Here is a 20,962-nt window from a genome sequence, read left to right as displayed (position 1 = left end):
ATGTTATTGCCAAAACGTGTTAAATATCGTCGTGAACACCGCGGTAAAATGCGTGGGAACGCAAAAGGCGGTACTGAAGTTCATTTCGGAGAATTCGGTTTGCAAGCTCTTGAAGCTAGCTGGATTACTAACCGTCAGATCGAAGCAGCTCGTATTGCGATGACTCGTTATATGAAGCGTGGCGGTAAAGTATGGATTAAAATTTTCCCGTCTAAGCCTTACACTGCAAAGCCTCTAGAAGTCCGAATGGGATCTGGTAAAGGTGCTCCTGAAGGATGGGTAGCAGTAGTTAAGCCAGGAAAAGTTATGTTTGAAATCGCAGGTGTCTCTGAAGAAGTGGCACGCGAAGCGTTGCGTCTTGCAGCACACAAACTTCCTGTAAAATGTAAGTTTGTTAAACGCGAAGAAGTGGGTGGTGACACAAATGAAGGCTAATGATATTCGTAACCTGACCACTGCAGAAGTTGAACAAAAAGCAAAAGCACTTAAAGAAGAGCTTTTTAACCTTCGTTTCCAACTAGCGACAGGTCAACTTGAAAACCCGGCCCGCATTCGTGAAGTTCGTAAAGCAATTGCCCGTGCAAAAACGGTTTTACGTGAAAGAGAGCTTGGGATTACTAACGGTTAAATCTTGAGAGGAGGTTCGCACAATGAGTGAACGTAACCAGCGCAAGGTGTACACTGGTCGTGTTGTTTCTGACAAGATGGACAAAACGATTACAGTGCTTGTAGAAACTTACAAGACTCACACTTTATATAACAAGCGCGTTAAATACTCTAAAAAGTTAAAAGCGCATGATGAAAACAACACTGCTAAAATTGGCGATATCGTAAAGGTTATGGAAACGCGTCCGCTTTCTAAAGACAAGCGATTCCGTCTAGTTGAAGTAGTACAAGAAGCAGTAATTATTTAATAAATTGTTCGGATTATACTCATATCCGAAAGGAGGTCCATTCGCATGATTCAACAAGAATCCCGTTTAAGAGTAGCTGATAACTCCGGTGCGAAAGAGTTACTTTGCATTAAAGTTCTTGGTGGTTCTGGTCGTAAGTACGCTAACGTTGGTGACATTATCGTTTGTTCGGTTAAGTCCGCAACACCAGGTGGCGTTGTTAAGAAAGGTGACGTTGTTAAAGCGGTAGTGGTACGTTCTAAGCGTGGTATGCGCCGTAACGACGGATCTTACATCCGCTTTGATGAGAACGCGGCTGTAATCGTTAAGGATGATAAAGGTCCTCGAGGAACTCGTATCTTCGGACCAGTAGCACGTGAACTTCGTGACAAGCAATTTATGAAAATCGTATCTCTTGCTCCAGAAGTTCTTTAATATATTTACTAGCAAGGCGTTTATTGTCTTGTAAGGAGGTGCAACATCACAATGCCATTGCATGTGAAAAAAGGCGATAAAGTACAAGTTATTTCCGGCAAGGATAAAGGTAAACAAGGTGTGATCCTTGAAGCTTATCCGAAGCTAAATAGAGTGCTTGTTGAAGGTGTGAACGTTGTTAAGAAACACGCAAAACCTTCTCAAGCTAATCCACAAGGTGGAATCCTTAGCCAAGAAGCACCAATTCATGCTTCTAACGTAATGCCTCTTGACCCTAAAACTGGTGCTCCTACTCGTGTAGGCTACAATGTAGTTGATGGGAAAAAAGTTCGTGTGGCCAAAAAATCTGGTGAAACCCTAGATAAATAAGTCTCAGAGTGAAAGGAGGACACATAATGAACCGTCTACAAGAGCGATATAAAGCAGAGATCTTACCATCTCTAATGGAAAAGTTTAATTACACTTCAGTAATGCAAGCACCAAAGATCGAAAAAATCGTTATCAACATGGGTGTTGGTGAAGCAGTATCCAACTCTAAAGTGTTAGATACAGCAGTAGAGGAACTTACAGCAATCGCTGGTCAAAAGCCTGTGATCACGCGTGCTAAGAAATCTATCGCTGGATTCAAACTTCGTGAAGGTATGCCGATCGGATCAAAAGTTACACTTCGCGGAGAGCGCATGTATGACTTCCTTGATAAGTTAATCAGCGTTTCCCTTCCACGTGTACGTGACTTCCGCGGGGTTTCCAAGAAGTCTTTCGACGGCCGCGGTAACTACACGCTTGGAGTTAAAGAGCAATTGATCTTCCCGGAGATCGACTATGATAAAGTAAACAAAGTTCGCGGAATGGACATCGTTATCGTAACGACTGCGAACACTGACGAAGAAGCACGTGAGCTTCTTACACAAGTCGGAATGCCGTTCCAAAAATAACCTTTAGCCAAAGGAGGTTTACCCGTGGCAAAGAAATCCATGATTGCTAAGCAACAACGCAAGCAAAAGTTCGGAGTGCAAGAATATACGCGCTGTGAACGTTGCGGGCGTCCTCATTCAGTAATCCGCAAGTTCAAACTGTGCCGTATTTGTTTCAGAGAACTTGCTTACAAAGGTCAAATTCCTGGCGTTAAAAAAGCCAGCTGGTAATACCCTGAAAAAAGGGAAGGAGGTAACTAGTAATGGTTATGACAGATCCAATTGCAGATATGCTTACTCGTATCCGCAACGCAAACACTGTTCGTCACGATAAATTGGAGCTTCCTGCTTCTAATATGAAAAAAGAAATCGCAGAAATCCTAAAGCGTGAAGGTTTTGTTCGCGATGTGGAATATGTAGAGGATAGCAAACAAGGAATGATTCGTATCTTCCTTAAGTACGGTTCTAACAATGAGCGTGTAATCTCAGGTCTTAAGCGTATCTCTAAGCCTGGACTACGTGTTTATGCAAAATCAACTGATCTTCCACGTGTACTTGGAGGACTTGGTATTGCGATCGTATCTACTTCTAAAGGCATTATGACTGATAAAGAAGCTCGCCAATCACAAATGGGTGGCGAAGTACTAGCGTACGTTTGGTAATAAATAGCGAATGGAGGTGTCAACATGTCTCGCGTAGGTAACAAACCGATTGAAGTTCCAGGTGGCGTTACAATCGATGTTGCAACTGACAACACGGTTTCTGTAAAAGGCCCTAAAGGTGAACTTTCTCGCAAATTCAATGCTGACATTAAGATTAATGTTCAAGATAACGAAATTACTGTGGAACGCCCGAGCGACCACAAAGAGCACCGTGCATTGCATGGTACAACTCGTAGCGTACTAAACAACATGGTTATCGGTGTAACTAACGGTTATGAAAGAGCTCTAGAAATTATCGGGGTTGGATATCGTGCTTCCAAAGCTGGTAACAAGCTTGTACTTAACGTAGGTTACTCTCATCCTGTTGAAATCGTTCCTGAGCAAGGGATCGACATCGAAGTACCTTCTAACACGAAGGTAATCGTTAAGGGTATTGACAAGCAACGTGTAGGTGAAGTTGCTGCAAACATCCGTTCAGTTCGTTCACCTGAGCCTTACAAAGGTAAAGGTATTCGTTACGAAGGTGAATTCGTTCGCCGTAAAGAAGGTAAAACTGGTAAATAAAGCCGTTAGGTAGCGGAAAGGAGTGCAAAGGATGATCACGAAAGCAGATAAGAATGTCGCTCGTAAGAAAAGACATGCTCGTGTTCGCCGCGTTGTAAGCGGAACAGCACAACGTCCTCGTTTGAACGTATTCCGTTCTACAAAGCACATCTATGCTCAATTGATCGATGATCAAGCAGGTGTAACAATTGTATCTGCATCTTCCCTTGATAAAGGTGTAAGTGTAGAAAACGGTGGAAACGTAGATGCTGCTAAAGCGATTGGTCAAGAAATCGCTAAGCGCGCAGTTGAAAAAGGAATCAAATCGGTAGTATTTGACCGAGGCGGATATTTATATCACGGACGTATTAAAGCATTAGCAGACGCAGCTCGTGAAGCTGGGTTAGAATTTTAATCGAAGGAGGGAACCTGATGCGTATCGACCCTAACAAACTTGAACTTGAAGAACGCGTCGTTACCGTTAACCGTGTAGCTAAGGTAGTAAAAGGTGGACGTCGTTTCCGCTTTGCTGCAGTAGTTGTAGTTGGTGACAAAAACGGTCACGTTGGATTCGGTACTGGTAAAGCCCAAGAGGTACCAGAAGCGATCCGTAAGGCGATTGAAGATGCTAAGAAGAACTTAGTAACTGTACCGATCGTAAAAACAACAATTCCTCACCAAGTAATTGGACGCTTTGGAGCAGGTAACGTACTTCTTAAACCTGCATCTGAAGGTACTGGGGTAATTGCTGGTGGACCTGTACGTGCAGTATTGGAGCTTGCTGGTGTAGGTGACATCCTTTCTAAGTCACTTGGATCTAACAACCCAATCAACATGGTTCGTGCAACTATCGAAGGTTTGAAAAATTTAAAGCGTGCTGAAGACGTTGCGAAACTTCGCGGTAAATCAGTACAAGAGCTTTTAGGTTAAGGAGGGAACTTTAGATGGCTAAGAAATTAGAAATCACCCTCACTCGTAGTGTTATCGGCCGTCCTGAAAACCAACGTATCGTTGTTAAGACACTTGGTTTGCGCAAAATGCACCAGACGGTTGTACACGAAGATAACGCGGCTATCCGCGGTATGGTTAACAAGGTGTCTCACCTTTTAACAGTGAAAGAATTAGAAGCTTAATAAGATAAATAAATCATGAGGAGGTGCTCAGATGAAACTTCATGAGTTGAAGCCATCAGAAGGATCCCGTAAAGTTCGCAACCGTTTAGGTCGCGGTATCGGATCAGGCAATGGTAAAACAAGTGGTCGTGGTCATAAAGGTCAAAACTCTCGTTCAGGCGGTGGTGTTAGACCTGGATTCGAAGGTGGACAAAATCCACTAGCACGTCGTTTACCGAAACGCGGATTCACAAACCCTACTCGTAAAGAGTATGCAGTTGTAAATCTTGAGAAGCTAGTTCGTTTTGAAGAGGGCACAGTAGTTACTCCGGAACTTCTTATCGAAACAGGAGTAGTTAGCAGTCTTAAAAACGGAATTAAAGTTCTTGGAAATGGCAAGTTAGAAGCTAAGCTTACAGTTAAGGCGCACAAATTCTCTGTTTCTGCTAAAGAAGCAATTGAAGCAGCGGGCGGAACTACTGAGGTGATCTAATGTTCCAGACAATCTCCAACATTATGCGTGTGGGTGATCTGAGAAACAAGATATTGTTTACACTTGCTATGCTGGTAGTGTTCCGTCTAGGAACATTTATCCCAGTACCAGGCGTAAATCGTGATGTACTGAAATTCAGTACGGGCGACAGTGCTAACATTTTTGGTTTTTTGAATACGTTTGGCGGTGGAGCTTTACAGAACTTCTCCATTTTCGCTATGGGTATCATGCCGTATATTACAGCATCGATCATCGTGCAGCTTCTGCAGATGGACGTTGTTCCTAAATTTACGGAGTGGAGTAAGCAAGGTGAAGTTGGGCGTAAGAAATTAGCTCAGTTCACTCGCTATGGAACTATTGTTCTTGGTTTTATCCAGGCAATCGGTATGTCTATCGGTTTTAACAATCTTTTCCCAGGACTTATTCAAAACCCTAGTATGTCTACGTATCTTTTTATCGCGTTAGTTTTAACTGCAGGTACTGCATTCTTAATGTGGTTAGGTGAGCAGATTACCCTTAAGGGGATTGGAAACGGAATTTCAGTTCTGATTTTTGCGGGGATTGCCGCAGCTATTCCTACAGCAGTTAACCAGCTTTTCACAACGCAATTTGAAGGTGGTAACGATCAGTTATTCATGCATATTGTAACGATTGTACTGCTTGCTCTTGCGATTGTACTCATTATTATGGGTGTTATCTTTATTCAACAAGGTGTTCGGAAAATCCCGATTCAGTATGCAAAGCGAGTCGTTGGAACAAAGCCTGTTGGCGGCCAGTCAACTCATCTTCCGATTAAAGTAAACGCAGCAGGTGTTATCCCGGTCATCTTCGCGATTTCCTTGATCATCACGCCAAGAACTGTTGCCGGCTTCTTCGGACAGAATGATGTTACGACTTGGATTATCAACACGTTTGACTACACGAAACCAGTCGGAATGATTATATATGCGCTCCTTATTATCGGATTCTCGTATTTCTATACGTTTATCCAAGTAAATCCGGAGCAAATGGCGGAAAACTTAAAGAAGCAGGGTGGATACATTCCTGGCATTCGTCCAGGAGCTAACACTCAAACTTATATAACAAGAATTCTGTATCGATTAACATTTGTTGGATCTCTTTTCCTGGCTGCAGTTGCAGTCCTGCCAGTTGTCTTTACAGCAATTCCAGGTTTGAACCTTCCGCCAGCCATTCAAATTGGTGGAACAAGCTTGCTGATTGTTGTAGGTGTGGCACTTGACACCATGAAGCAGATTGAGAGTCAGCTGATCAAGCGACACTACAAAGGCTTCATTAAATAAGAGCACGGGAAGATTCATCTTCCCATATGCTCTTGATAAAAGACGATTGTGATTTATGGAGGGATTAGATGTATCTAGTCTTAATGGGATTGCCCGGAGCAGGTAAGGGTACTCAAGCAGAAAGAATTGTTGAGAAATACGGAATACCTCATATCTCTACTGGAGATATGTTCCGAGCAGCAATTAAAGAGGAGACTCCTCTTGGACTTGAGGCAAAATCGTACATGGATGCGGGTAACCTCGTTCCTGACGAAGTTACAATCGGTATCGTACGTGACCGACTTTCTAAAAAGGACTGCGAAAAAGGATTTTTACTAGATGGATTCCCTCGGACAGTTGCCCAAGCGGAAGCACTGGAAGAAATCACAACAGAGCTTGGAAGAACGATTGATTATGTGTTAAACATTTCAGTAGATTCTGATCAGCTTATGCAGCGATTAACAGGTCGTCGGATTTGCCAAACATGCGGAAGCACGTATCATGTAATATTCAACCCGCCAAAGGTTGAAGGAGTATGTGATAAAGACGGCGGTACGCTTATCCAACGTCAAGATGATAATGAAGAGACCGTTCGAAACCGTTTAAATGTAAACATGAAGCAGGCTAAACCACTGCTTGATTTTTATGGTGAAAAAGGTTACCTGAAAAACATGAATGGTGATCAGGATATCGACAAAGTCTTTCAAGACATTGACCAACTTATTGGGGGATTGGCGAAATGATAATCTGCAAAACACCGCGAGAGATTGAAATCATGCGGGAGGCAGGTCGCATTGTTGCCTTAACTCATCAAGAGTTAAAAAAACACATTAAGCCTGGCATAACTACTAAGGAACTGGATAAAATTGCTGATACGTTTATCCGCAGCCAAGGTGCAATTCCTTCATTTAAAAACTATAATGGTTTTAGTGGAAGTATCTGTGCTTCTGTAAATGAAGAACTTGTGCACGGAATTCCAGGTAAACGCGTACTCAACCATGGCGACATTATCTCTATAGATATTGGGGCGAAGTACAAAGGATACCACGGTGACTCCGCTTGGACGTATGGAGTTGGCGAGATTTCAGATGAAGCTCAAAAACTTCTGGATGTAACGGAAGAGTCTTTGTATAAAGGACTCGAAAAAGCAAAAGCCGGTGCCCGGTTAACTGACATTTCTCATGAGATACAAAAGTATGCTGAGGGTGAAGGGTTTTCTGTTGTTCGCGAATATGTCGGACACGGAATAGGCCAGGACTTACATGAGGACCCGCAAATTCCTCATTATGGACCGCCTGGTAAAGGGCCGGTGCTGAAAAAGGGCATGGTTCTAGCAATAGAGCCTATGATTAATGCGGGAACTCGCTATGTTCGAACATTATCCGATAACTGGACGGTTGTCACAACGGATGGCAAATGGTGTGCTCATTTCGAACACACGGTTGTCATTACGGAAGAAGGCTTTGAAATCTTAACAAAGATCTAAGTGAAGGTGATGAAATGGTAAGCGAATCTGATTCGGTACCGAGCATAGGTCAACTGGTTCGGATACTAAAAGGAAGAGACGCAGATCGGTTAGGTGTGATTGTCGGTATTCTCGATGGACGTTTCGTCCTCGTAGCAGATGGTGACAAGAGAAAGTTTGATCGAGCCAAGCGTAAGAACCTAAACCACTTAGAGCTGCTGGATTTTACTTCTCCGGAAGTTGTTAAAAGCATTCTTGAAACAGGTCGTGTAACCAATGGCAAATTGCGTTATGCAGTAGCGAAGTTTTCCGACGAGAAAGTCATTGCTCTGAAGAAGGGAGATCAAGTCGATGGCTAAAGATGATGTTATTGAGGTCGAAGGTACAGTAATTGAACCTCTTCCGAACGCCATGTTTCGTGTTGAACTAGAAAACGGACACAAAGTTCTAGCGCACGTTTCTGGAAAGATTCGTATGCACTACATTCGAATTCTTCCAGGGGATAAAGTAACCGTAGAATTGTCTCCGTATGACTTATCACGTGGTCGTATAACGTATCGTTTTAAATAATCAATGTACTCCGTGACATAAGGAGGTTATAAACAATGAAGGTAAGACCATCAGTCAAGCCAATATGTGAAAAATGTAAAGTGATTCGCCGCAGAGGCACTGTAATGGTGATCTGTGAAAATCCGAAACATAAACAAAAACAAGGTTAATATACAGGAGGTGCAAAAATTATGGCACGTGTTGCAGGTGTAGATATTCCTCGTGATAAGCGAGTAGTAATCTCTTTAACATACATCTTCGGTATCGGTAAAACAAAAGCACAGCAAATTCTTGCTGGAGCTGGAGTTTCTGAAGATACACGCGTTCGTGATCTTACTGAAGATGAATTAAATAAAATCCGCGAAGTCATCGATGGACACAAAGTGGAAGGTGACCTTCGTCGTGAAGTATCACTAAACATCAAGCGTCTAATCGAGATCGGAGCATATCGTGGTGTTCGTCATCGTCGTGGATTACCAGTACGTGGTCAAAACACGAAGAACAACTCCCGTACTCGTAAAGGACCTCGTCGTACAGTAGCGAATAAGAAAAAGTAAGTAAAGGAGGTAAACTCTAAATGGCAAAAGCACGTAAGACTAATACACGTAAACGTCGTGTCAAAAAGAATGTTGAAGTCGGCGTAGCACATATCCGTTCTACATTCAACAACACGATCATTACGATCACTGACACGCACGGGAACGCAATCTCTTGGGCGACTGCTGGTCACCTAGGATTTAAAGGTTCTCGTAAGTCTACTCCGTTCGCAGCACAAATGGCAGCTGAAACAGCTGGTAAAACTGCAATGGAACATGGTATGAAAACGTTGGAAGTATCCGTTAAAGGACCTGGTGCTGGACGTGAAGCAGCAATCCGTGCCCTTCAAGCGGTAGGCTTAGAAGTAACAGCTATTCGTGACGTTACTCCTGTACCTCACAACGGTTGCCGCCCGCCAAAACGCCGTCGCGTGTAACAATATACACGGTATATATTTCTATAACTTGTCTATAATGGTTATAGTGAAAGTTTTGGTAAATGATAAGTCGGAATGCCTATGGGGAATTTCGGCTGGAAACCTCCAGCCGAGATTCGACGTTTGAAGGAGGGTTCAGTTGAATGATCGAAATCGAAAAGCCAAGAATTGAGACGGTTGAAATCAGCGACGATGCCACATACGGAAAGTTTGTTGTTGAACCACTTGAACGTGGATACGGGACTACACTAGGCAACTCCTTGCGTCGTATCTTGTTGTCCTCACTACCTGGTGCAGCAGTTACATCTATTCAGATCAATGGCGTATTGCATGAGTTCTCTACAGTTGAAGGTGTAGTTGAAGATGTTACAACCATCATCTTAAACTTAAAGAAACTTGCAATGAAGATTTACTCTGATGAAGAGAAGACACTTGAAATCGATGTACAAGGTGACGGTGTTGTAACAGCTGGCGACATTACTCATGACAGCGATGTTGAAGTCCTTAATCCGGATCTTCATATCGCAACACTAGCAAAAGGAGCTCATTTCCAAATGAAGCTTCATGCTAAACGTGGTCGTGGTTATGTACAGGCAGAAGGCAATAAACGCGAAGACCTGCCGATCGGGGTAATTCCTGTTGATTCAATTTACACGCCAATTTCGCGTGTGAACTATCAAGTGGAAAACACTCGTGTAGGACAAGTAACAAACTATGATAAGCTAACGCTTGATGTATGGACAGATGGGAGCATTCGTCCAGAGGAAGCAGTTTCTCTTGGTGCGAAGATCATTAGCGAACATTTAAACATTTTTGTTGGCTTAACAGATCAAGCTCAGAACGCTGAGATTATGGTAGAAAAAGAAGAAGACCAAAAAGAAAAAGTACTTGAGATGACGATCGAAGAACTTGATCTTTCTGTTCGTTCTTATAACTGCCTAAAGCGTGCTGGCATTAATACAGTTCAAGAACTTGCGAATAAGTCTGAAGAAGACATGATGAAAGTACGCAACCTTGGAAAGAAATCTCTTGAAGAAGTTCAAGAGAAACTTGAAGAGCTAGGTCTTTCATTACGCGCTGACGATTAATTCGTAATACGCGCTTTTTCAAGACGAGAGAGAAACGCGCAGAGGAGGGAATACAAGCATGGGATACCAAAAGTTAGGTCGTGTATCTGCGGTTCGTAAAGCAATGCTTCGTGATTTAGCTACTGATTTAATCATCAACGAGCGTATTGAAACTACAGAAGCACGTGCAAAAGAAGTTCGTAAATTTGCTGAGAAAATGATTACGCTTGGTAAGCGTGGAGACCTTCATGCTCGCCGTCAAGCTGCATCGTTCCTTCGTAACGAAGTAGCAGACGCTGAGTCTGGACAAAGATCTCTACAAAAGCTTTTCAGTGATCTTGCACCTCGCTATGCAGAGCGTAACGGTGGTTACACTCGCATCGCAAAAATCGGCCCTCGCCGTGGTGATGGTGCACCAATGGTTATCATTGAATTAGTTTAATAAAACGTATGAAAGGGCGGGATCAAGTCTTCAATGACAATCTTGCCCTTTTTTATTTTATCCTGAACCTATAAGTTGTATCAGGAATTCGTGAGTGGATAGGGAATTTGACCTCACTAAAAGTAACAAAGCTTTAAATTTAGAATTGAGCAGAGAGCAGCTTAGAATGAGCAGCAGTTAAGAGGAGGATGTCACATGGAAAACATCATTACCGTTAAAGATGTGACCTTTTATTATCCGGGAGAAGAGACACCTACGCTTAAAGGTGTAACGTTAGATGTACACAAAGGGGAATGGCTATCGATCGTGGGCCATAACGGCTCTGGGAAGTCCACGTTGGCAAAAATGCTCAACGGGCTGTTGTTGCCTAATGAGGGGGCTGTATATGTCTCACAGTACACGACAGGCCTTCCAGACGACATCTGGGAAATAAGAAGACTTGTCGGGATGGTCTTTCAAAATCCAGATAACCAGTTTGTAGGAACGAGCGTACAAGATGACATCGCGTTTGGCCTGGAGAATTTCGGTGTTCCGCGAGACGAGATGGTAAAGCGTATCAATGAAAGTATAGAGAGAGTGGGAATGGAAGCTTTCTTAAACCAGGAACCTCATCAATTATCCGGTGGGCAGAAGCAACGAGTGGCAATAGCCGGTATATTGGCACAGAAACCTTCTGTTATCGTTTTGGATGAGGCGACATCGATGCTCGATCCGATCGGTCGAATTGAAGTGATCGAGACCGTGCGCGAACTGAATGAAAAAGAGGGCATCACTGTCATTTCTATCACTCATGATTTAGAGGAAGCGCTAAGTGCAGACAGAGTTGTCGTCATGAAAATGGGAGAGAAGGCAGCTGAAGGCGTACCTGAAGACATTTTTCAGCAGCGTGAACTTTTGAAATCGGCCGGTCTGGATTTACCGTTTTCACTAAAGTTAAGTGAGGCTCTTCGCCAACAAGGTGTGGAGCTGGATAAAAGCTATTTAACGCAGGAAGAGCTGGTGAATGCATTATGGAAATTAGCATAAACCGTCTAGAGCATAGATACATGGAGGGAACTCCGTTCGAGAGGCGTGCCCTGCACGATATTAACCTCGACATCGCGGATGGTACTTTCCTTGCTTTGATCGGACACACTGGCTCTGGAAAGTCTACACTTATTCAACATCTTAACGGGCTATTAAAGCCTTCAGCAGGCTCAATCAAGATGGGCAGTACTGAACTTAAGGCTGGCGGTAAGAAACAAGATTTAAAATCACTTCGAAAAAAAGCCGGTATTGTTTTTCAGTATCCTGAGCATCAGCTTTTTGAAGAAACGGTTGAAAAAGATATCATGTTTGGTCCACGGAATTTTGGTGTGTCTGAGGAAACAGCTCTACTCACAGCTGCTAAAGTGATCGAAATGGTTGGGCTTCCCGAGAGTGTTCTGCAGAAGTCTCCCTTTGACTTAAGCGGTGGCCAGATGCGTCGTGTGGCGATTGCAGGTGTCCTTGCCATGAATCCCGAAGTGCTGATCTTGGACGAGCCTACAGCAGGACTTGATCCAGCTGGGCGTGTTGAGATTATGGAGCTGTTCTATTCCCTGCATGAGAGAAATAATCTCACTACGATACTTGTTACTCACAGTATGGAAGACGCTTCGAGATACGCAGATGAGATTGCTGTGATGCATAAAGGTGAACTGTATCTACATGGTAAGCCGACTGACATCTTTAGTGAGCGAGAAGCTCTCCAAAAAGCCGGATTAGATGTGCCAGAGACCGTTCAATTTTTACAAAAGTGGAATGAGAAGTCTGGTTTGAATCTGGCATTATCGAAGTTTACAGTGGACGAGCTGGCTAAACAAGTTAGTCAGAGTCTGAAGAAGAGGGGGAACTAATATGCTGCAGAATGTTATTATCGGGCAGTATTACCCAGCTTCCTCTCCACTTCATCGAATGGATTCCCGCTCGAAGCTCATTGCTGCCTTCTTTTATTTGTTTATCGTCTTTTTGGCGAACAACTGGCTTACTTATGGACTACTAATCGCTTTTACGTTTGTAACGATCAGTTTGTCAAAAGTTCCACTTCGTTTTTTATATAAAGGATTAAAGCCGATTCTTTTACTTGTCGTGTTTACGATGCTTTTGCATATCTTCTTAACAAAAGAAGGCGACCTGCTTTATAAAGCGGGCTTTCTTGAAATTTACGAAGGCGGAGTGATTCAAGGGATTTTCATTGCCCTAAGGCTTTTATTACTTGTTATGATGACGTCGCTCTTAACCTTAACAACAACACCGATCGATATTACAGATGGTTTGGAACACTTGTTAGGACCTTTGAAAAAGTGGAAACTTCCTGTTCATGAGTTCGCATTGATGATGTCGATCTCACTCAGGTTTATTCCAACACTCTTACAAGAGACGGAAAAAATCATGAAAGCGCAGATGGCACGTGGTGCTGATTTCACGAGCGGACCGATCAAAGAACGAGCAAAGGCTTTTGTACCGCTGTTAGTTCCGTTATTCGTCTCTTCGTTTAAGCGGGCTGAAGAACTCGCTCTTGCGATGGAGGCGAGAGGTTATCGTGGTGGTGAAGGCAGAACGCGACTTCGAGCGCTAGAGTGGCATCAACGTGATACGTTTGCTCTGCTTTTACTAGCATTGCTGACTCTTGCGCTATTCTTATTACGCAATTAAATGTAATTAAAAGGAGATTGAACATGGCTCGTATGAAAGTAACCGTAGCTTATGATGGTACTGAGTTTGCCGGATACCAAATACAGCCTAGCGGCAGAACGGTGCAAGGAACGATTCAGGCCGTCCTGCAAAAGATGCACAAAGGGGAACCTGTAGGAATCTATGCCTCAGGACGCACGGATGCGGGTGTTCATGCCATCGGTCAAGTGTTTCATTTTGATACACCCATGGAGATTCCTTCTGAAGCTTGGGAGAAGGCATTGAATGCGATGCTTCCGAATGATATTCTAATAAAAGAAGTAGAGATGGTCAGTGATTCTTTTCATTCTCGTTTCTCTGCAACAGGTAAAGAGTATCACTATAAAATTTTAAGAAGTAAGCAACCAGATGTTTTTCAAAGAAATCATATGTTTCACTTCCCCTACTCCTTAAACGTAGAGGATATGAAGCAAGCTGCATCGTTATTTTTAGGTACACATGACTTTACCTCATTTTCATCAGCAAAGTCGGAAGTGGAAGATAAAATTCGTACGATCTTTGCTTTAGATGTTGAGGAAGAAGGCAACGTCCTAACGCTGAAGGTAAGAGGCAGTGGTTTTTTATATAACATGGTTCGCATTCTTGTTGGTACACTTTTAGAAGTTGGTCAAGGAAAGCGAAAAACTGAGGAGATCTCAGCGATTATTAAAAGCAAAGACCGTGCGCTCGCTGGAAAAACAGCTCCGGCAAACGGACTCTATCTCTTTCATGTAGAATATGAAGATAAAACGGAATAATATTTAGGATACGCTTGACATCGTTGTTTATATATTATAAGATATTATTTGGTATTTCTACAGATATCGTCCACATGCCCCGTGTAGATATCTCGGGAAATGTTCACATGAATATAATGAAATTTGATTGAAGATACAGGAGGGAAAACACATGCGTACGACTTTCATGGCGAAAGCTTCTGAAGTAGAACGTAAATGGTTTGTGATCGACGCTGAAGGCAAAACACTTGGACGTCTATCCAGTGAAGTTGCATCTATCCTTCGCGGTAAGCATAAGCCTATTTATACACCACACGTTGACACTGGTGATCACGTAATCATCATCAACGCTGAGAAGATTGAATTAACAGGTAAGAAATTAACAGACAAAATTTACTACCGCCACACTGGTCACCCAGGTGGACTGCGTACGAGAACTGCATTAGAAATGCGTACAACTCGTCCAGTTCAAATGCTTGAGCTAGCAATCAAAGGTATGCTTCCAAAGAACAGCCTTGGTCGCCAAATGTTCAAAAAGCTTCACGTTTACGCTGGAGCTGAGCACAACAACCAAGCACAAAAACCTGAAAACTACGAGTTACGCGGATAAAAAGGAGGGTATTTACGTGGCACAAGTACAATATTATGGCACTGGACGTCGTAAGCACTCCGTAGCGCGTGTACGATTAGTTCCTGGTGAAGGCCGTATCGTAATCAACGGACGTGACATTGACGAATTTTTCGGATTAGAAACATTAAAGCTTATCGTTAAGCAACCACTTAACACAACTGAAACAACTGACAAGTATGACGTATTAGTTACTGTTCATGGCGGTGGATACACTGGACAAGCAGGAGCTATCCGTCACGGTATCTCTCGTGCGCTTCTTGAAGCAGATCCTGAGTACCGCGGTTCTCTTAAAGCAGCTGGATTCCTTACTCGTGACGCTCGTATGAAAGAGCGTAAGAAGTACGGACTTAAAGGCGCTCGTCGTGCACCTCAGTTCTCAAAACGTTAATTTCTATTACGTTTTTCAAAACCCTGTTCTCTTTTTTAGAGAGCGGGGTTTTTTTATTTGTGAATTGCGTCTAGTTCGAGAAGATTGAGTCTAATTCCGAACCATTAAGCCTTTAATCGTGAAAAATTAAGTCTTAATCCAAATAATTAAGTCTAATTTAAAATAATTAAGTCAAAAACGAAAAAATTAAGTCTAACGCAGATCTTATCGTGCCCTGCCTTTTTCCCCTCCATAATGCCATAAAGAGTTATTCCCATCTTTTATGAAGTGTCGTGAAGCCATCTCTGGAGAAAATATAGATATGGAAAACACAACATGATGAAAGGGGAGGTATTAATGGCAATCGTATTAAACAACTTTAAAGAAAAGCAACGCTTCAAAAAAGAAACGTTCGAGCGAAAAGTACTTCGGGACTTATCTCTTGCTACCATAAAAAAAGAATTTCAGCGTTTGTTTCAACCATTTTTTCAATACTCGCTTCTTTATCAAAATGACATTGAAGATGCGTGCATCGATATGGCGATCGATTCTTATCTCTTAGGTGCAGGCTACAGCCGATTTGCGTATCATGGAGAAACATTAGAAAAGATTAAGGAAAGAGCATATGCAAAACAACAGGCAATCGCAGATGGCCTTTTTGAATATTGGCAGTTCTGGTGCTGGGGAACAGAAATGATGATGGAATCCCTTCATCTTTGCTGTGAGGCATTCGTTCATATTTGGTGGATGGAAGGCTACAAAAACGGTGAAAAACGCTACCGAATGAAGTTGCAATAATCGCTAAACAGTTATAAATTTCTTCTTGTCCCATATACATAGTGATATATGGCTTGTATAGGGGGACAAAACATGAAGAAGTGGGTGAAGGGAGCCGCATTTGCACTTGGATGCGCTGTCCTTATCTTTATTTTCACCTATCATTTTTTAGATGATGATTCGTGGCGCTCGTGGAACATGCCGCTCTCTGGAAAGATTATCGTAATCGACCCAGGCCATGGCGGTGCTGACGGTGGTGCTGTTGGTGATGGAGAAGTTCTTGAAAAAGAGATCGCATTAAACATTTCCATGTTGCTTCGAGATTATTTACAAGAAGCGGGAGCACTTGTCATCATGACACGTGAAACAGACACGGACCTCGCGGACGAAGGTACAAAAAAACTGCGACATCGCAAATGGGAAGATTTAAAAGAGCGAAAAAAAATTATTAACGAAAATCATGCGGACTTATTTATTTCGATTCACTTAAATTCTTTGCCTTCATCCAGGTGGAGAGGCGCTCAAGTCTTTTATCATCCCGGAAAAGAAGACGGAGAAGCCGTATCTAAATTTATACAAGACGAAATCAAAAGAAATCTAAATAATACGGATCGGTTTGCAAAATCCATAGAAGGTTTATACTTGCTGCGGACTGCAGAAGTGCCAGGAGCGCTAGTCGAAGTCGGCTTCTTATCCAATCCATCAGAACGCGAGCTGTTAAAAACAGAATCGTACCAAAAAAGTATAGCGGCATCGATCTACCAAGGTATGCTACGATTTTATACAAATGAAACACCACCAACATCTCCTCTTGATTAGAGGGGGTGTTTCTCTATTTTCATGTGCTCGCTTTTTGGGCGGGTAATTTGGAGTGGACAGTAAAAATACCGAAGTGGACAGTAAATATGTAAAAGTGGACAGTATTTCTTTGAAAATGGACAGTAAATTTCAATAAGTGGACAGTATTTTCATAAAAGTCGACAGTAAGTGCTCGTACATACTTTAGCGACCTTCCTCGTTTGAGTGAAATTCACACATCTAAAAAACCGCTTACATGATTGTCGGTGGGGGTTGTGATATACTGAAAAGGAATTTTACAGGTAAAGGATGTGTCTATGTGCTTACAGAAGAAAAAGTCATCGAGCTGTTAGGTCCTATTCAAGACCCTTATTTACATAAAAGCATGGTCGACTCAGGGAGTATCCGTGAGTTGAAGATAAAAGAAGGATATGTGGGGCTGAAAATCGGCTTAGCACATACAGGAACGCCCGAACAAATGCAGCTGCAGCAGCAGATCGTTCAAGTTTTGAAAAACGCTGGAGCGGAATCTGTCGGACTTCGTTTCGAAAAAAGAGACGATATTACGGCTGTAAACCCAAGTGAAGCAGCGAACCAGACTGCACCAACTACTCTTCTTTCCGAAAACAGCAAGACTCAATTTATCGCGATTGCTAGTGGTAAAGGCGGGGTAGGGAAATCAACGGTTTCGGTCAACTTAGCTGTTGCTCTTGCGAGACTTGGGAAAAAGGTCGGATTGATCGATGCAGATATTTACGGATTCAGTGTTCCAGATATGATGGGAATTACAGAACGTCCGAAAGTAAAAGGCGACCGCATCTTTCCGGTTGAGCGTTTTGATGTAAAAGTAATCTCTATGGCATTTTTCGTAGAAGATAACGCACCTGTTATCTGGCGTGGACCGATGCTCGGGAAGATGCTCATGAATTTCTTCAGCGAAGTAGAATGGGGAGATCTAGACTATGTTCTTCTAGACTTGCCGCCAGGTACAGGTGATGTGGCGCTGGATGTTCATAAGATGCTTCCGAAGTGTAAAGAAGTAATCGTAACAACACCCCATGCTACAGCAGCATTCGTAGCAGCTAGAGCGGGAACGATGGCGATCAAGACAAACCATGAAGTGCTTGGTATCGTTGAGAACATGTCTTATTTCCAAAGCGGATCAACAGGTGAGAAGGAATATGTATTTGGTAAAGACGGCGGAAAGCGTTTAGCAGAAGAGTTAAATGTACCGTTGCTTGGCCAAATACCGCTTGGTCAGCCTGAAATAAAAGAAGATGATTTTGCGCCAAGTGTATATGACCAAACACATCCAATCGGTGAACACTACATTCAGATGGCAAAGAAAATCATTGATAAAACAAATTAAAGAAAAAGCCTTCCGGTTGTCGGGAGGCTTTTATTGCGGGCTTGTGGACTCTTCTTGTTGCTCTTGTCCGCCGCCAGATGATGAAGCTTCTTTTCCTTTTTTCGAGATGGACTGATCAATTTCTTCATGAGCCACTTTCTTTAACATCTCTTGAATTTGAGCTTGTACGATTGGACTCTCAAACGTTTCAAGCATCACTTTTTTCATTTCTTTTCTAACTGGCTGTGTATCAACGAGGGATAATAATTTTTCTGCCATTTGCGGGTTCTGCATGATCTTCATCACTTCTGCTTGATACTGAGGATCTTTAATTAAATCCTTCATCAATTTCTCATGTTCTTTTCGCATGCTTTTCGCAAAAGCTACTGAGAACTTCGGATCTTTAAAAAGGGTCTGCCAAAACTTTTGGCCCTTTTCAGAAAGAAGCTGCTTTTCAATCGTCTGTTTGATGACTTCTTGATCAATGAGTATATCTTGTTGAATTTCTTTATCTGATAGAACTTCTTTAATGGCTTTTTTTCCTTCATCTGTCTTCAATAGATCGACAAGCATCTTTTTCGTTGCTTCGTAATCGACCTGTGAACTGCCTTGGGCTTCTTGAGCACAGCCCGAAAGAACAGCAAAAGAGATACAAAAGAGGAAAATGTATATTTTTTTCATTTGAATTCCTCCTCCTTTCAAGTTGAGCTCGATACTTATAGGATTGATTTTTAGCACGTATTTATACTGGTTATTTAAAGGAAAACTGGCAATTTAAAATAGACATTGGTACAATCGTTACGGAGCATGTTAGAGGGGGAAAACACGCGTGAAAATTAGAAGTTGGATCTTTTTATTCTTTACCACATTATTAATTGGGATTGTCAGTGCAATCACAGTTGGTCTTATATTAAAGTTTCCTGAGGACAGCAGCGCTTTAGAAGTACTTCTATATATTTTTGGACTGATCGGTTTTGGCGCGTTGTTCAGTGTATTTAGTCAGATGGGCTTTTTTGCGTATTTAACGGTTCATCGCTTTGGCCTTGGTATTTTTAAAAGTCATCGCCTTTGGAACGGAGTACAACTTGTATTGATTGCGGTCGTACTTTTCGATCTGTTCTATTTACGATATACATCTTTTCACAAGGAAGGCGACAGCCTCGTTAACTACATTCTTATTCCGCTTGCGATTTTAGCTTACGGATTGGTCATTGCATATGTAAAAGTAAAACAAACATCGAGTGTAGCGTTCATCCCAACGCTTTTCTTTATTACAGTCGTAACCATCTTAGAATGGGTGCCGGTGTTAAAAGAAAACAATACCCTTTCACTATGGATGGGCTTTGTTCCGATCATGCTTTGTAACACGTATCAAATTTTAATGCTGCATCGACTGTTGCAGTCAAATCAATCTAAATCATCTAAACAAACAAAGCCCACTGCCTTATAAGGCAGGGGCGTTTTTTCATTCATCAGTTAACTTCTTTACTGTTGGCCTCGGTATTCGCGATCATCTCACTTACACTCACAAATTTAAAGCCATCGTCGCGGAGTTTATCAATAATAGTTGGAAGTGCTTTATGCGTTTGTTTAACAGAATCCGATGCATGAAGCAAGATGATGTCTCCTGCTTTCGTCTCATCAGTAGCAGTTGTAACAATACGATCTACTCCAGGGTTCTTCCAATCTTTCGTGTCGATGCTCCAATGAACTACCGTGTGGTTGAGGTCTTCAGAGATGTTCAAAACACGCTCATCAAAATTCCCATTTGGCGGTCGTATGAGAGAAGTCATTTTCCCGGATACTTTCTTAATTTTCTCCTGAGCTAAAAGGATATCCCGCTTGATTTGTTTATCTTCCCAATCTGTATAGCTTTTGTATTGATAACCGAGACTAGCTACTTCATGACCATCTTTTACAATACGTTCGACGATTTCAGGATGACGTTCAGCCCAAGCGGCTGATAGGAAAAAGGTACAGTTTTTTACGCCCTTTTCCTTTAAGACGTCTAAGATCGGTGTGACCCGTTTGTCGCCCCAGCTGATATCAAACGTGAGAGATACTTTGTTTCCTTGGTCTTCTCCCTTATAAATCGCACGGGGTCCATCTTTAGATGAAAACACAGATAGTTGCTGCTGTCCTACAAATGCAAGTGAGGCAGCAAAGAAAGCTGCAAACACAACAACCATGTATTGTTTCATTTTCTTGCCGTTAATAACAAAGAAAAATTTCATAAAATCTACCCCCTGTCCATCTTCCTTACAAAATATCTATGATGAAAGGGACAAGATATACCGAAAATTTAGACATTCCTATAAAATATTAACTCTGACTTTTCATGGCCATAATGGTAAAAGAAAAAATAAGAGGGGTGTCGTCTATTGTCTTTGGTAGGGATGCTGTTAAATCATCAAGAGCTTTCTGAGTTTGAATATGTGTTAAAAAAGGAAATGGAAGAACTAAGGGTTGATCTTGAAGACAATAAGATTGATGCCATTGTAAAAACTGTATTAGAAGAGCGGTATCAGATCATTTATCGTTTGTTCTGCAGATTCGCTAAGCCTTCTGATTGCAGAAGATATTTAAGGCGAAAACAAAGAAATTAACTTTTTTCAAAAAAACTATTGACCATATTATTAAGAAGGTGGTATATTACTTCTTGTCGCTTTTACAGCGGCTGAAACAAACGAAATAAACAAATTAAGAATCACTAAAAAAAGCAGTTGACATCAACTAGCCAACGGTGGTATCTTATAAAAGTCGCCAAAACGAGCGACACACT

General features: G+C 42.2%; 36 protein-coding genes. 34 read left to right on the top strand and 2 right to left on the bottom strand.

Features of this window, described 5'->3' with window-relative positions:
* From rplP to IHV11_RS19405, 32 genes are all read left to right on the top strand, one after another.
* Complete coding sequence (rplP, locus tag IHV11_RS19560; protein WP_066237943.1) at positions 1-435, top strand: 50S ribosomal protein L16; 435 nt, start codon at positions 1-3, stop codon at positions 433-435.
* Positions 425-628 carry a 50S ribosomal protein L29 gene (gene rpmC / locus IHV11_RS19555; RefSeq protein WP_066237940.1) on the top strand — a complete coding sequence of 68 codons (204 nt, stop codon included), beginning with the start codon at positions 425-427 and terminating at the stop codon, positions 626-628. The genes rplP and rpmC overlap by 11 nt, the downstream gene beginning before the upstream one ends.
* A 22-nt stretch (positions 629-650) precedes the next feature.
* The gene (rpsQ, locus tag IHV11_RS19550) at positions 651-914 is read left to right on the top strand and encodes a 30S ribosomal protein S17 (protein WP_066390676.1); all 264 of its coding nucleotides are present in this window, start codon (positions 651-653) and stop codon (positions 912-914) included.
* A 45-nt stretch (positions 915-959) separates the two neighbouring features.
* Complete coding sequence (rplN, locus tag IHV11_RS19545; protein ID WP_066237936.1) at positions 960-1,328, top strand: 50S ribosomal protein L14; 369 nt, start codon at positions 960-962, stop codon at positions 1,326-1,328.
* 57 nt (positions 1,329-1,385) lie between these two features.
* Positions 1,386-1,697 (top strand): 50S ribosomal protein L24, encoded by a 312-nt coding sequence (rplX, locus tag IHV11_RS19540; RefSeq protein WP_066294477.1) that lies wholly within the window; start codon positions 1,386-1,388, stop codon positions 1,695-1,697.
* Positions 1,698-1,723: 26 nt separating this feature from the next.
* A complete protein-coding gene (gene rplE, locus IHV11_RS19535; protein WP_066390678.1) occupies positions 1,724-2,263 on the top strand; it encodes a 50S ribosomal protein L5 in 540 nt (179 codons plus the stop codon).
* A gap of 24 nt (positions 2,264-2,287) precedes the next feature.
* The gene (gene rpsN / locus IHV11_RS19530) at positions 2,288-2,473 is read left to right on the top strand and encodes a 30S ribosomal protein S14 (RefSeq protein ID WP_066390681.1); all 186 of its coding nucleotides are present in this window, start codon (positions 2,288-2,290) and stop codon (positions 2,471-2,473) included.
* A 32-nt stretch (positions 2,474-2,505) separates the two neighbouring features.
* A complete protein-coding gene (gene rpsH / locus IHV11_RS19525; RefSeq protein ID WP_066390683.1) occupies positions 2,506-2,904 on the top strand; it encodes a 30S ribosomal protein S8 in 399 nt (132 codons plus the stop codon).
* A 24-nt stretch (positions 2,905-2,928) separates the two neighbouring features.
* Complete coding sequence (gene rplF / locus IHV11_RS19520; protein WP_066390685.1) at positions 2,929-3,468, top strand: 50S ribosomal protein L6; 540 nt, start codon at positions 2,929-2,931, stop codon at positions 3,466-3,468.
* A 31-nt stretch (positions 3,469-3,499) separates the two neighbouring features.
* Positions 3,500-3,862: a 50S ribosomal protein L18 gene (gene rplR, locus IHV11_RS19515; RefSeq protein WP_066237916.1), complete on the top strand. Its 363-nt coding sequence runs from the start codon at positions 3,500-3,502 to the stop codon at positions 3,860-3,862.
* A 14-nt stretch (positions 3,863-3,876) separates the two neighbouring features.
* Positions 3,877-4,377, top strand: coding sequence for a 30S ribosomal protein S5 (gene rpsE, locus IHV11_RS19510; protein WP_066237913.1), 501 nt, complete (start codon positions 3,877-3,879; stop codon positions 4,375-4,377).
* A gap of 14 nt (positions 4,378-4,391) precedes the next feature.
* Complete coding sequence (gene rpmD / locus IHV11_RS19505; RefSeq protein WP_066237910.1) at positions 4,392-4,580, top strand: 50S ribosomal protein L30; 189 nt, start codon at positions 4,392-4,394, stop codon at positions 4,578-4,580.
* Positions 4,581-4,611: 31 nt separating this feature from the next.
* Positions 4,612-5,052, top strand: coding sequence for a 50S ribosomal protein L15 (rplO, locus tag IHV11_RS19500; protein WP_197134184.1), 441 nt, complete (start codon positions 4,612-4,614; stop codon positions 5,050-5,052).
* Complete coding sequence (secY, locus tag IHV11_RS19495; RefSeq protein WP_197134181.1) at positions 5,052-6,353, top strand: preprotein translocase subunit SecY; 1,302 nt, start codon at positions 5,052-5,054, stop codon at positions 6,351-6,353. The genes rplO and secY overlap by 1 nt, the downstream gene beginning before the upstream one ends.
* 68 nt (positions 6,354-6,421) lie before the next feature.
* Positions 6,422-7,075: an adenylate kinase gene (locus IHV11_RS19490; RefSeq protein WP_066390692.1), complete on the top strand. Its 654-nt coding sequence runs from the start codon at positions 6,422-6,424 to the stop codon at positions 7,073-7,075.
* The gene (gene map / locus IHV11_RS19485; RefSeq protein WP_197134178.1) at positions 7,072-7,818 is read left to right on the top strand and encodes a type I methionyl aminopeptidase; all 747 of its coding nucleotides are present in this window, start codon (positions 7,072-7,074) and stop codon (positions 7,816-7,818) included. Before IHV11_RS19490 ends, map begins: the two co-directional genes overlap by 4 nt.
* A 14-nt stretch (positions 7,819-7,832) precedes the next feature.
* On the top strand, positions 7,833-8,156 hold the full coding sequence (locus tag IHV11_RS19480; RefSeq protein WP_137792243.1) for a KOW domain-containing RNA-binding protein: 324 nt from the start codon (positions 7,833-7,835) through the stop codon (positions 8,154-8,156).
* On the top strand, positions 8,149-8,367 hold the full coding sequence (infA, locus tag IHV11_RS19475; protein WP_066237890.1) for a translation initiation factor IF-1: 219 nt from the start codon (positions 8,149-8,151) through the stop codon (positions 8,365-8,367). The genes IHV11_RS19480 and infA overlap by 8 nt, the downstream gene beginning before the upstream one ends.
* A 35-nt stretch (positions 8,368-8,402) precedes the next feature.
* Positions 8,403-8,516 (top strand): 50S ribosomal protein L36, encoded by a 114-nt coding sequence (rpmJ, locus tag IHV11_RS19470; protein ID WP_007203526.1) that lies wholly within the window; start codon positions 8,403-8,405, stop codon positions 8,514-8,516.
* A gap of 21 nt (positions 8,517-8,537) precedes the next feature.
* Complete coding sequence (rpsM, locus tag IHV11_RS19465) at positions 8,538-8,903, top strand: 30S ribosomal protein S13 (protein ID WP_066390695.1); 366 nt, start codon at positions 8,538-8,540, stop codon at positions 8,901-8,903.
* Between the two features lie 20 nt (positions 8,904-8,923).
* Positions 8,924-9,319 carry a 30S ribosomal protein S11 gene (gene rpsK / locus IHV11_RS19460; RefSeq protein WP_066237883.1) on the top strand — a complete coding sequence of 132 codons (396 nt, stop codon included), beginning with the start codon at positions 8,924-8,926 and terminating at the stop codon, positions 9,317-9,319.
* Between the two features lie 143 nt (positions 9,320-9,462).
* Positions 9,463-10,407, top strand: coding sequence for a DNA-directed RNA polymerase subunit alpha (locus IHV11_RS19455; RefSeq protein ID WP_066390697.1), 945 nt, complete (start codon positions 9,463-9,465; stop codon positions 10,405-10,407).
* Between the two features lie 58 nt (positions 10,408-10,465).
* The gene (gene rplQ, locus IHV11_RS19450; protein ID WP_066237878.1) at positions 10,466-10,828 is read left to right on the top strand and encodes a 50S ribosomal protein L17; all 363 of its coding nucleotides are present in this window, start codon (positions 10,466-10,468) and stop codon (positions 10,826-10,828) included.
* Between the two features lie 195 nt (positions 10,829-11,023).
* Positions 11,024-11,854, top strand: a complete 831-nt coding sequence (locus IHV11_RS19445; protein WP_197134175.1) for an energy-coupling factor ABC transporter ATP-binding protein — start codon at positions 11,024-11,026, stop codon at positions 11,852-11,854.
* On the top strand, positions 11,839-12,705 hold the full coding sequence (locus IHV11_RS19440; RefSeq protein ID WP_197195976.1) for an energy-coupling factor ABC transporter ATP-binding protein: 867 nt from the start codon (positions 11,839-11,841) through the stop codon (positions 12,703-12,705). The genes IHV11_RS19445 and IHV11_RS19440 overlap by 16 nt, the downstream gene beginning before the upstream one ends.
* A gap of 1 nt (position 12,706) precedes the next feature.
* The gene (locus IHV11_RS19435; RefSeq protein WP_197134169.1) at positions 12,707-13,504 is read left to right on the top strand and encodes an energy-coupling factor transporter transmembrane component T family protein; all 798 of its coding nucleotides are present in this window, start codon (positions 12,707-12,709) and stop codon (positions 13,502-13,504) included.
* Positions 13,505-13,527: 23 nt separating this feature from the next.
* Positions 13,528-14,280 (top strand): tRNA pseudouridine(38-40) synthase TruA, encoded by a 753-nt coding sequence (gene truA, locus IHV11_RS19430; protein WP_197195975.1) that lies wholly within the window; start codon positions 13,528-13,530, stop codon positions 14,278-14,280.
* Between the two features lie 151 nt (positions 14,281-14,431).
* On the top strand, positions 14,432-14,869 hold the full coding sequence (rplM, locus tag IHV11_RS19425; protein ID WP_066237860.1) for a 50S ribosomal protein L13: 438 nt from the start codon (positions 14,432-14,434) through the stop codon (positions 14,867-14,869).
* A gap of 16 nt (positions 14,870-14,885) precedes the next feature.
* Positions 14,886-15,278: a 30S ribosomal protein S9 gene (gene rpsI / locus IHV11_RS19420; RefSeq protein WP_066237857.1), complete on the top strand. Its 393-nt coding sequence runs from the start codon at positions 14,886-14,888 to the stop codon at positions 15,276-15,278.
* Positions 15,279-15,614: 336 nt separating this feature from the next.
* Positions 15,615-16,055 (top strand): DUF2521 family protein, encoded by a 441-nt coding sequence (locus tag IHV11_RS19415; RefSeq protein WP_197134163.1) that lies wholly within the window; start codon positions 15,615-15,617, stop codon positions 16,053-16,055.
* Between the two features lie 72 nt (positions 16,056-16,127).
* A complete protein-coding gene (gene cwlD, locus IHV11_RS19410) occupies positions 16,128-16,853 on the top strand; it encodes an N-acetylmuramoyl-L-alanine amidase CwlD (RefSeq protein ID WP_197134160.1) in 726 nt (241 codons plus the stop codon).
* A 298-nt stretch (positions 16,854-17,151) separates the two neighbouring features.
* Positions 17,152-18,201 carry a P-loop NTPase gene (locus IHV11_RS19405; protein WP_197195974.1) on the top strand — a complete coding sequence of 350 codons (1,050 nt, stop codon included), beginning with the start codon at positions 17,152-17,154 and terminating at the stop codon, positions 18,199-18,201.
* Between the two features lie 30 nt (positions 18,202-18,231).
* Here IHV11_RS19405 and gerD read toward each other — a convergent pair whose 3' ends face one another.
* Positions 18,232-18,861, bottom strand: a complete 630-nt coding sequence (gene gerD / locus IHV11_RS19400; protein ID WP_197192137.1) for a spore germination lipoprotein GerD — start codon at positions 18,859-18,861, stop codon at positions 18,232-18,234.
* Positions 18,862-19,009: 148 nt separating this feature from the next.
* Between gerD and IHV11_RS19395 the strand changes: the two genes are divergently transcribed.
* Positions 19,010-19,630: a KinB-signaling pathway activation protein gene (locus tag IHV11_RS19395; RefSeq protein WP_197195973.1), complete on the top strand. Its 621-nt coding sequence runs from the start codon at positions 19,010-19,012 to the stop codon at positions 19,628-19,630.
* A gap of 22 nt (positions 19,631-19,652) precedes the next feature.
* On the opposite strand, the gene pdaB is transcribed toward IHV11_RS19395, so the two are convergent.
* A complete protein-coding gene (gene pdaB / locus IHV11_RS19390; protein ID WP_197192135.1) occupies positions 19,653-20,414 on the bottom strand; it encodes a polysaccharide deacetylase family sporulation protein PdaB in 762 nt (253 codons plus the stop codon).
* Positions 20,415-20,561: 147 nt separating this feature from the next.
* Between pdaB and IHV11_RS19385 the strand changes: the two genes are divergently transcribed.
* Positions 20,562-20,786 (top strand): hypothetical protein, encoded by a 225-nt coding sequence (locus tag IHV11_RS19385; RefSeq protein WP_231618441.1) that lies wholly within the window; start codon positions 20,562-20,564, stop codon positions 20,784-20,786.
* Positions 20,787-20,962 lie beyond the last annotated feature (176 nt).

The sequence above is a fragment of the Fictibacillus sp. 26RED30 genome, from assembly GCF_015903845.1.
GTDB lineage: Bacteria > Bacillota > Bacilli > Bacillales > Fictibacillaceae > Fictibacillus > Fictibacillus phosphorivorans.
This window is presented reverse-complemented; position numbering and strand designations above follow the sequence as displayed.